7 protein-coding genes are annotated in these 10960 nt (G+C 38.1%); 6 read left to right on the forward strand and 1 reads right to left on the reverse strand.

Annotated features, from left to right (window positions below; genetic code table 11):
- Positions 1-5 precede the first annotated feature (5 nt).
- Complete coding sequence (locus tag N2317_06730) at positions 6-689, forward strand: MBL fold metallo-hydrolase (GenBank protein ID MCX7817186.1); 684 nt, start codon at positions 6-8, stop codon at positions 687-689.
- On the opposite strand, the gene hrpA is transcribed toward N2317_06730, so the two are convergent.
- Positions 678-4481 (reverse strand): ATP-dependent RNA helicase HrpA, encoded by a 3804-nt coding sequence (hrpA, locus tag N2317_06735; protein MCX7817187.1) that lies wholly within the window; start codon positions 4479-4481, stop codon positions 678-680. The two genes, N2317_06730 and hrpA, sit on opposite strands and share 12 nt — an antisense overlap.
- 299 nt (positions 4482-4780) lie before the next feature.
- Here hrpA and N2317_06740 point away from each other — a divergent pair, with 299 nt between their 5' ends.
- The 5 genes from N2317_06740 to N2317_06760 all read left to right on the forward strand — a co-directional run.
- Positions 4781-5701 (forward strand): DUF1566 domain-containing protein, encoded by a 921-nt coding sequence (locus N2317_06740; protein MCX7817188.1) that lies wholly within the window; start codon positions 4781-4783, stop codon positions 5699-5701.
- A gap of 505 nt (positions 5702-6206) precedes the next feature.
- Entirely contained in the window at positions 6207-6338 is a 132-nt protein-coding gene (locus N2317_06745) for a hypothetical protein (protein MCX7817189.1), read from the forward strand.
- A gap of 1220 nt (positions 6339-7558) precedes the next feature.
- Positions 7559-9973 carry a phosphoadenosine phosphosulfate reductase family protein gene (locus N2317_06750; GenBank protein ID MCX7817190.1) on the forward strand — a complete coding sequence of 805 codons (2415 nt, stop codon included), beginning with the start codon at positions 7559-7561 and terminating at the stop codon, positions 9971-9973.
- A 51-nt stretch (positions 9974-10024) separates the two neighbouring features.
- A complete protein-coding gene (locus N2317_06755) occupies positions 10025-10723 on the forward strand; it encodes a hypothetical protein (GenBank protein ID MCX7817191.1) in 699 nt (232 codons plus the stop codon).
- A partial coding sequence (locus N2317_06760) for a hypothetical protein (protein ID MCX7817192.1) occupies positions 10720-10960 on the forward strand: 241 nt, incomplete at its 3' end. The genes N2317_06755 and N2317_06760, both read left to right, overlap by 4 nt.

Genomic DNA, 10960 nt, shown 5'->3' on the forward strand with positions numbered 1-10960 from the left:
GAACGATGGGAAACTATGAAATAATTGCCGAAGGTATTTACTGTGTTGGTGGTCCGGGTATTTCCCGAACAGATGACGCAACTGTATTTATTATAGATTTTTCAGGCGAACTGGTTATGATTGACGCCGGTGCAGGAGGTAGCACAAGATTGCTGATAGGAAACATTGAAAAGGCTGGTTTCAACCCTAACTCAATAACTCATCTTTTCCTTACCCACTGTCATATTGATCACATTGGTTCAGCTCCGGCATTCCGAAAGCGTTTTGGATGCCGTTTGGTTATGCACGAGGAGGATGCGTCAGCGCTGGAGTCTGGAGATCCTGTACGGACCGCCGCAAACTGGTACGATACGACGTTTCCACCTACGACAATCGATATAAAGTTGAGGGGTGAACATGAAATCTTTACATTCGGTGGGGAAGAACTTCACTGTCTCCACACCCCGGGACATACCCCTGGTTCCATATCCATCTACATTGATAGGGGAGGACAGAGGATTCTCTTTGGTCAAGATATCCACGGACCTTTCCTGGCAAGTTTTGGGTCAGACCTGGAAAAGTGGCGCGCTTCTATGGAAAAGCTCATCGCTCTGAAAGCGGATATTCTCTGTGAGGGACATTTTGGTATCTTTCAACCAGCTGATAGGGTAGAACAGTACATAAGGAAACACTTGAAGTTAAATCGCTGATTTTTTTAGAGAATTTATTTCTTCGAGTTTTTCCTCCAAGCGTTTTCGTGATATGGGAAATGCTGTTTTAAGTTCCTGAGCGAAGAGGGAAATTTTGTATTCCTCTATCATCCAGCGGAATTCCTCCACAGCTCCGGCTAGCGCAGTGTTTTGTGATACTTCTGAACTTTTTTTTAATTCGGTATAACGCTCTTCAAAGTATTGAATTTCTTTCTCTTTTAATAGAGCCTTTCTTAGATCCCTGATTCCCCTTTCAGCTTTTATAGCGAGTGCCCTCATATAACGGCTCAGATCGGAAAATCGGTCATCGGGGTAAATCTCAATGAAATTTGGAGGCATAAGTTTTTTTAATTCTTGCCGCACAGAAGCTGTAAAACTAAGGGCAGCGGGATTTTTTGTCTCCCGGGCTTCGATCTGCTTTATCGTTTTTTCCGTATCATGATATGTGTCTAGTAACAGTTCTGCTGCTTTTACTATTTCTTGCCCTCTCTGTAAGATCAAAGGCCTCACTCTTTCTCCATGCTCATCAAATTCCTTTTTGCTTCTTATATTTTTTGCAAAAAGATCATTCATGACCCTGTTGTAAATGGACTGTTCAATTGCTCTGTTTCCTCCCAGGCTTAGGGAAAGGTTTTTAAGTTTTGGTGATATAGAGATGCTTCTTCTTAAATGTTTGGTGTGTTTAGCGTAAAATTTTTCGTACAGACATCTTACTCCCCGTAAGTGGTTGGATAGGGCATTATCCATGTCTCTGAAGATTCGCAAATTGACTTTTCCATCTTTGCATTCCAGCGCTGGATAGGCGTAGCCAATCTCTACGTTATTCTTTAGAAGGGGAACACGTTCCGGTAGGTCACCAAAATCCCAGGTGGATAAATCTTCTTTCTCCCACCTTGATTTTTCTTTTTCAAAGGCGGCCTGTACCATGTCTTCTACTACTGTTTCTTTTAAAAGGGAGAGATCGCGGGAACAGGCATGTGTGACATTGTCGTTTCCGACAACTTCAATTCTTAGTCTGAGAAAATCGGGCAGTTTTTCGTTTAACCATGCTTCCGCTGGTATATGAATTCCGTAATTTGCCTGAAGGAAAGAACTCAGGGCGTTTACTAGTGGTTCTTCTGATTGCAGTATAGATTTCAGTGCAAGCGTGCAAATTTCTGAAATAGAAGGCAGTTTTCTTCGGTACTCCCGAGGGAGTTGTTTTAAAAGCATCGTTATTTTTTGTTCAAGAAGTCCAGGAACTGCTCTTTCTAATGTCGATTCTTTAATTTTTGCAAGGAGTTCCAAAGGAACCTTAAGGGTTACACCGTCTTCAGGTGATCCTGGGGCAAAACGGTATTCAATGGGTAATGAATGGCCATTTAAGGATAATTCATCGGGGAAACTTTGAACCACGCTCTCGTTAAATGCTTCATTTATTATGTCATTTTCTTTCAGGAAGAGGAATGAGTCTCCTCCTCTTTCTTTGATGATTTTCTTCAGACTCCTGACGTCTGAAACCCCCACAAGGTTGTTCTTATAGAATTGGAAGATCGTTTCTTCGTCGAGAATGTTCCATCGACGGAGCTTGTTTTCTATTTTTTTTATTTTCTCCACAATCTGGAGATTATGTGAGAGAAAACGGAAATGGGTTTTGATTTCACCCGTCATAAGCCCTTCTCGAATGAAGATGTCTGTAGCCTCATCGGGATTGACATGTTTGTAAGACACCGTTCTACGGGGAACAATGACAAGTCCCCACAGAGAAACTTTCACATCCACAACAACCTCTCCTCGGTGGGAATCAAATCGGGGGGAGGAGTATGAAAGTGTACAGAGGTGTTTTCCCATCTCTTCTATCCATGAAGGTTCTACTTTGGCAACCAATCGGGCGAATAGACGGTTGGTCTGCACCAACTCTGCAGCTACGATCCACTTTCCGCCTCGTTTGTACAAACCGGAGCCAGGATGAATGAGAATCTTTTTTCCTTTTGTTCCTTTGTACAAGTTACCCTCTTCCTGCTCGGCAACGTGGGATAGATAGCCGGAAAGTATAGCTTTATGAACCGCTTCGTAGATATCTTCCTGCTTCGGTAATGGTTTGAGTTTATCAAAAAGGGCTTCTGCATGTTCGTCGAGTATGCGGTTGATCTGTTCGTATACATCTCGCCACTCTCGCATCCTTCTGAAGGAGAGGTAATTTTCTTTACAGAACTTCCGCAGCTGATTCTGTGTTTGTAGGCGGTCCCATGTGTTGTGAAATTCATTCCAAATTTTGAGAAGAGTCATGAAATCGGATCTACTGTCGCTGTAAAGCGCGTGTTTCTCATCTGCTTTTTTCTCAAGTCCCAATGGGCGTTCTCTGGGATCAATAATCGTTAAACCTGATACTATGACCTGAATCTCCCTTCTACACCCGCGTCTTATTCCCTCAAGAAGGATTCTTGAAAGGTGGGGATCCAATGGGAGTTTTGCCATGATGTTGCCAAGTTCTGTAAGTTTCCACGAGCCATCTTTATCTCTATGTATGGCTCCTAGTTCCTGAAGTTGCTCAAACGCATCGGTTATATTTTTCTTTTGCGGGGGATCTATGAAAGGAAATTCCTCTATATTTCCGAGTTTGAGGTATAGCATCCTCAAGACGACCCCTGATAAATTGGATCTGAGAATCTCAGGCGTTGTGAAACGAGGACGCTCCAGATAATCTGTTTCGGAGTATAAACGAATACACACACCGTTCATAACACGTCCACACCGACCCATGCGTTGGTCGGCACTCGACCTGGATATAGGTCTTATGGGTAGACTTGTTGTTTTCGAACGAGGATTGTATTGGGATATGCGGGCAAAACCTGTGTCTATCACAAATCTTATATTAGGTATAGTAATGGATGTTTCGGCTACGTTTGTGGATACAATAACTTTCCGACCCGTAACAGGATGGAATACCCGTTTCTGATCTGACCATGGAAGTCTCGAATATAAAGGCAAAACTACTGTTTTTGTTCTAACAATGGAGAGCAGACGTTCGCATGTCTCCCTGATATCCTGTTCTGTTGGCATGAAGACAAGGATATCTCCGTATGGTTCATTTTCTTCAAGTTCCCGAACAGCCTCCAGTGTCGCATCGATGTATGTGAATTCACCTTCTTCCTCTCTAATTGGGTCAATGGGTCTATATTCGACTGATACTGGATATAGGCGTCCCGAAACTTCGATAATGGGTGGATTTTCGAATGCTTTAACAAACTTTTCGGTCTCTAATGTGGCGGATGTGATAATAACTTTGAGATCTTCTCTCTTTTTTATAAGATTTCTAAGAATACCAAGAATGAAATCTATGTTCACGCTTCTCTCATGGGCCTCATCCACTATGATGGTATCGTACATTCGAAGCTCAGGATCACTTTGGATTTCCATGAGGAGTATCCCATCTGTCATAACCCGAACGAGGGGATTTGCTGCTTTGACTTCCTCAAAACGTATCTTGTAGGAAACTGACTGACCGATACTTTCTCTTAATTCTTCGGCTATACGGTGGGCGATGGATACCGCTGCAACCCGACGAGGCTGAGTGCATCCGATCATACCTGACACACCTCGCCCAGCTTCGATGCACATTTTTGGTATCTGTGTGCTTTTGCCCGAACCAGTCTCTCCGGTAACTATGATCACTTGATTATTCCTGATGGCGTCAACGATCTCCTCTTTTTTGGCGGTTATAGGCAGTTCGGGGGGATAGTGAATATTTGGTTGGAAAACCCCCTTCTGGCGACCCGAGATGTTTTTGTCACTTATTTTAAAGTATCCCATTTGTTTCACCACGTATTTATATACAGATGTTATTGGTCACTGAGCAACAAAAATTAGAAGAAAGAGAGTATACCCATCTAAACAGTACTTAGTAAGAAAGAACAAAACTCAAAAGAGTGACTAATGTTGTTCCTTCGACGATTATTGATTGATATCAATGGCGATTGTGTTTTTCACATCTTTTAGTTAATTAGTACGAAACTTGACAGTCTCTGAGAGTGAGTGGTATATCGATTTTCCAATTAAAAATTGATAAACTAAAAGTGAATCAAGAAATAAAATTTCTATGGATGTGTGAAATGATGAAGGGAAAGATACTCAATCAATTGAATTCTGTTAAAAAATTTTGGATTTTTTTTATTGTTTTCAGTCTATTCTTTTTAACGAGTTCTGAGACAAAGGCAAGTTCAGAAATAATAAGCGATTTCTTGAAAGAGAACAATTATGAGTTGATTTCTTTAAAGGTTCTCAAAACGGGAGACATTGTGCAGAGTATCAAAAAATCCTTATTGGGTGAATACTATACAGAATATTACCGTCCTGTCTTAATTAAGATCAGTGCGAGGTGTAAACCAACTGGAAAGTATTACGATGCGATTATCGAAACAAGACAGTATAGAGACAAATGGGGAGAGTGGAAATTTGATAATTATGTAATATTAGACATCGAGAGATCTTTTCCAAAAACAGTTTGTGAAACGGAAGAAGATATTAAAAAAAGGTTGAGAAAAGAAAAAGAAGAACAAGCAAAACTTGAAATAGAGGCTATGTTGAAAGATAGGTTCGTCAGGTTGGATTTGTATGATAAAGAAGTATCAGATGCTGAAAAAGGTATACTCAAAGACAGGATGCCAGTTCTCGATAAGAAAACAAATTTAATATGGTATCATACAGGTCCTAAGTTAGAAATAAAAAGAGAAAACGCATCGGCATCAGCTGTGGAGTATTGTCGAAAATTAAAAGTTGGTAAATATCAAAATTGGCGGTTGCCAACGGAAACCGAGTTTCTTGAGTTGTGGAACTTCAAAGACAGATATAAAGGCGTGTATAATTATTTTTCAATAGGATCTCTTGATTTTAATGTTTGGGTCACTAAAACCAAAGATACGAAACACACTGTAGGAGGGGAAGGGGCCAATTGTACTACAACTTCAAATTTGAAAAAGTTTAATCACTTATGCAATGTTCTATGTGTGCATGATGGAGATTACATCAAGTAAAGTAGTATAATAACTCTCCAAAGTGTAGAAATGAGCCGTTATTATGGACCTCTCGACCCTTGAAATCTGGCTATGGGATGCGGCCTGTGCCATTCGCTGGCCGGTGGACGTGCCGAAGTTTAAGGAATAGATCCTCCAGCTGGTTTTTCTCAAGCACCTCTCAGACATCTTAGACGAAGAGCTTCTCCGCCTTGCTGAAACATTCGGTGACGCGGAAACGGGCGCGGCAACTCGTGGAGGAAGAGCGTGCCTAAGCTACAAGCGCGCTACACCAGTCACTGATTCAGCTTCTGCTTTACCAACGGAGGAAGTGACATGATTTCGACCCACAAAGCGATGTGGATGTGTTTGTGGAATTTGAGCTTGACGCTGTGTTCGGTTTCTGACGCTCGCCCGGATAGCGCGCGAGCTCTCGGATCTCTTGGGGCGAGCAGTGTATTTGGTGCCCCGCAGCGGACTCAAACCCGCCTTTGGGAAGCCGTGCTGAAGGAAGAGCAGGTGATCTATGCGGCCTGAGCGTCTGTACTTGAACGACATCATCGAGGCTGCCGACGTCATCGCCCGCTTTCTACGCGGCGTGGGTGAGGTTGAGTTTATTTTCTATGCTTGGGCAGAAGATTTTGTGAAGGAGGTTTAAATTCACTTTATTTGTTCTACCCCAAGGCAACTTGATCTAAATACTTGACGATTGTTTTAACTGGCGAAGGAATAAAATCTTTACCGCAATTACACAGGGATCACTTTAGAATAAAATGCAGGAGAAAATGATGGATTTTCTGTTTGATTTCCACTTGTTCAGGAAGGGATTTCCGACGACGCATACTATTCATCTCAAGTTTACGGAGATCGCTGCATCATCATCGTAGCGAATAACCACATCTGAATCTACGGGAATGTCTCCTTGAGGAGCTCCACCGGTCTCCCTGACAGTGATGCTTACCATGTCACCATTACATGCAATTTTAGATAAAACACCCTCCTCAAAGAAATAATCCAACCCAAAATGGAGTTTGTTTCAAGATAGTTAGATAAATGATGTCATGTAGAGTATTAGGGCTTGTGTTCTTGTAGGAAAATTGTGTGCTAAAGTCTCCATGTATAAAGAATACGTTGTTGCCACCAATGATTTTCTCGCTGAACGAAGAAAGTATTAGAGGCAAGAACTGAAGGAAGGATAAGGGAAAGTTACAGGTAGATGAAGGTTTATATGAATGGAAAGCCTGTTAAACTCTTACCCAGTATTAAAGCATGCCCTTATCAACTCCGGTTTTAATAATTGAAACAAGAAGAAAAGTTTTTGATTGATGGGGCAATGGGATGAAGCTTGATAGAGCTCTTTCGGAAGGGGTTGAGATTTTTGTTTAAAATGCAACATAAAGAACGATGTTTTTGTTTTATTTTAGCTAACAGCTGGATGATCGATACAGCAGCAATAAAAGATTTAAATAAACTTAACCTTATCATACTGATAGCTAAACAACTTCAATAATTTCACAACTAATTCTTCTCGAAACATGGCAGTATGGCTACCGTACTCTCTACATTAAGTGACATACGGTTCTCACCAAGATCTGTTATAATTTTAAGAAAGCTTCATGTGAATTGAAAGAGGTGGAGGCATTTGACCTAGAGGAGGCGCTCTATAGAGAGGGATTTATCCATATGAGCCTGTGAATTGGCGGACGCTGATGATCTTGAAACATATGAATTAAGAAGAATATGCATGTTTTCATGCAATAGCGGATGATATTCTGTAAAGGGGATACTTTTTACGTTGATTTTTATAATTCGGAATATTAAAATTTTATCAATCAACTAAAAATTCATAGGACTTTTTTCAGAAGGAGGGGCGATCTTTTGTTTAGAGTTTGTTGGGATAAGGAGATAAACGGGGTTTTGCTCAATAGTTCATGGGATGAATCATTGAATTTGTCACCCCGACCTGTGTACAGAGAGGAGCTTGATATCTTAGGATTTGACAAATATTGGAAGTATCCTGAAGACATTGAGGAACCTCTCCTTTGGGCATTAGGGAGGAGGTATTATTATAAAGGTATTTTGGTGGCTGAAGCGAAGGGAGGTAGTCTTTTTGAAGCACCAGAAATTGTAATTACCGAAGATGGTAAAGGTATAACCCTTAAACCAATAGACATGAATGAAGTGATAGAGAGAAACAAAGAAGCTTTATTTATAATAGAAAACGAGGCAATGGACTTTGTCTATGACACATACAAAAAATATAAAAATAAAGTAGATTTTATTGCCGTTGCCTTCAGCGGTGGAAAAGATTCGCAAGTTGTCCTTGACATTGTAAGCAGGGTGTTACCTCCCGATGAATATATAGTTGTCTTTTCAGATACCACAATGGAGCTACCCTATACTTATGAAACAGTGGAAAGAACCAAAAAAGAGTATCAAGAGAGATATCCTAACCTAAAATTCTATACTATTAAACCACCAAAGCCTGCTATTGAATTTTGGGAAGACTTTGGTCCTCCCAGTAGAATCCACAGGTGGTGCTGCACAGTAATGAAAACAGCACCATTTGTGAACTTTTTCCGGGAGCTCAACCACGAAAGAGGAAATTCAAAAAACCCAAAGATATTAGTCTTTGACGGCGTAAGGGCAGAAGAGAGCCATGCAAGGAGTGGGTATAGCAGGGTAGGTTTAAATACTAAATATATACTACAAATTAATGCCGAACCAATACAAAATTGGAAATTGGTTGATATTTTTCTATATTTATATTTCCGAAAGATTAATATTAATCCTTTCTACAAAATAGGCGCAGAAAGAATTGGCTGTTCAGTTTGTCCGTTTACTTCACCTAAGTCAGAATTTCTTATTTACAGATTTTTTCCAGATAAAGTAAAGAGTTATATCGAAATCATTAAAAAAATGGTTAATGTCAAACTAAGAAAAAATGACTCAGAAATTATTGATACATATATAGGTGAAGGTCAATGGAAGAAAAGGGCTGGTGGAAGAGATTTAGTATTAGAAGAGCTTATTAGGTATGATTATTTTAATAATGAAAAGACAATAGTAAAAATAAAAAAATTAGATAAAGATAAGTTTGATGAATTCCTCAATATTGTCAGTTATTACAAAACAAACAATAATTTATATGAGATTAAAAATAAGAATGATTTTGGCAACTTAAAAATTGAGTTTAATCAAAATGAAGTCTCCATAGAGATCAATAGCAGCTCATATGAGTTAACAGGAATTATAAAAAAAATAATTAATAAAGCAGTCTACTGTGTTGGCTGTAAAAATTGTGAAATACTATGTAAAAATGGAGCAATAAGGTTTGAACCAAAAATTACTATTTCTACAGAAAAATGTGTGCACTGTTTAGAATGTCTGAATATTGAAAAAGGCTGTCAAGTAGCTAAATCATTAAATATAACGGAGAGTGCAGAGGAGAAAAGTGATCGAGGTGTTATCATGAAAAAAATAACTCATAACAAATATCAAACTTTTGGATTAAGAGAGGAATGGTTAAATAATTTTATTTATGATACTGAAAATTTTATTTCTGATATACAACTTGCATATAATACAATCAAGAAAAAAACCGAAAAAGGATTCAATGGGAAAACTAAATTAGGAGTATATCAAATTGTCTCTATGTCGGTGTGGTTAATGGAGGCAGAATTTTTAAATGATAAAAAAGAGTTATCTGAGAATTTTACTTTTTTCAAAAATATTTGGCTTAAAAACAAAAGAACTATGTGGGATATTATTTTAACTAATCTTTATTTTAATTCTTCAATTATGAAATGGTATTTAGATAATTTTCAATGGAAAACTGAAATATCGAAAGATGAAATTAAAAAAAGATTAATCGATGATGACCCATTATCAAGCGCAAGAACAATATCAAATGATTTAAATGCTTTATTTCAAACTATGACGCAAACTCCTATAGGAAATGAGATAGGTCTTTGTAAAATTATAGATGATAAAAGAAAGATTATAAAGAAAGAAGGTACATCTGATGTGAGTTTAATAGGCATTTGTTACAATTTATATAAAACTTCAATGGTCTTAAAAACAAATAAATTTAGGATATTCCAATTTTACGACCCAAATTTTTTTGGAGGGCCCTACAAAGTTTATGGAATTGGCAGAACAGAATTAATAGATAAATTAATCTCTATTCAATCAAAAAGTTCGGACATACTGCATACAGAAATAACCGCTGACTTAGATAATATAACACTCAATTTTTCAGGTTTGGAAGAAATAGAAAAATTAATAAGCTGAATAATGCTAAGACATGTTCTTTTTTATAGCTTTGGCCTCAAAATGGAATGGATGGAAAATTGTCTTATAAATTTTGAAGAGAGATTTAGGGGATTAGGCCCTAAACAAAAGTTGGCATTGTATTATTATTTATTAAAAACAGAATTAATTTATAGAAAAGAGCAAACAGAGTTCTATAAATTTGTAAAAAGACTTTTTGAAAATAAAAAAAATTATTGGGGTTATTTATGGACAAATCTTTTTTTTAACACTGAATTATTTAAATGGTGGGGTAATGTTAAAAAAGGCACATACTCAAGAAAACAGTTATTAGAGGCTTTAATAAATTTCTCTGGCTCAAATAATAAATCTGTTATAAGTGGGTTGAATTCAATCCTCAGCACCCTTGAATACACCCCTATTGGCAGTGAATTGAAAATCGGTATTGTGACAAGGGAAAAGAATAAAAGGTATGTCAAAAAAGAGGGAGGATATCCTTTTGATCCATATGTTGTGTTATATGCCCTTTATAAATATGCTCATAGAAAACAAATATTTAGAATTGACATAGGGGGTATCGAAAACGAAATCTATAGTCCGCAAAAAGTACTTGTCATTGAGAGTAGATATGTAAAAAAGGTTTTATTAGAAATAGATGAGCCAGAGCTTTTGCAGACGAACGCAGAAGAAGATAGGTTAATTGCCATATTAAACCAGACATTGCATCCTTATGAAGTAATAAAAAGATACATTCAAAAGGAGCGGCTATGAAATACTCTGATTTTATCCATTTAGATTATAACTTTTTGCCCGTCTTTGATTTAGCCCAGGAACAGTTAAACTATTGGAAGAGGTTTATACCTGTAAAAAATTTTTATAGATTGATGAACGAATTTCTAAATGCCTTAGAGTCTTCAGATTTTACAAAGGTAAAATCGTTTTTGATCCATGGTGCCTATGGCGTTGGTAAAAGTCATGCCTCATCGGTGGTTAAGCACCTTCTATGTG

This window comes from Syntrophales bacterium (assembly GCA_026417625.1).
Classification (GTDB): Bacteria; Desulfobacterota; Syntrophia; order Syntrophales; family UBA8958; genus JAOACW01.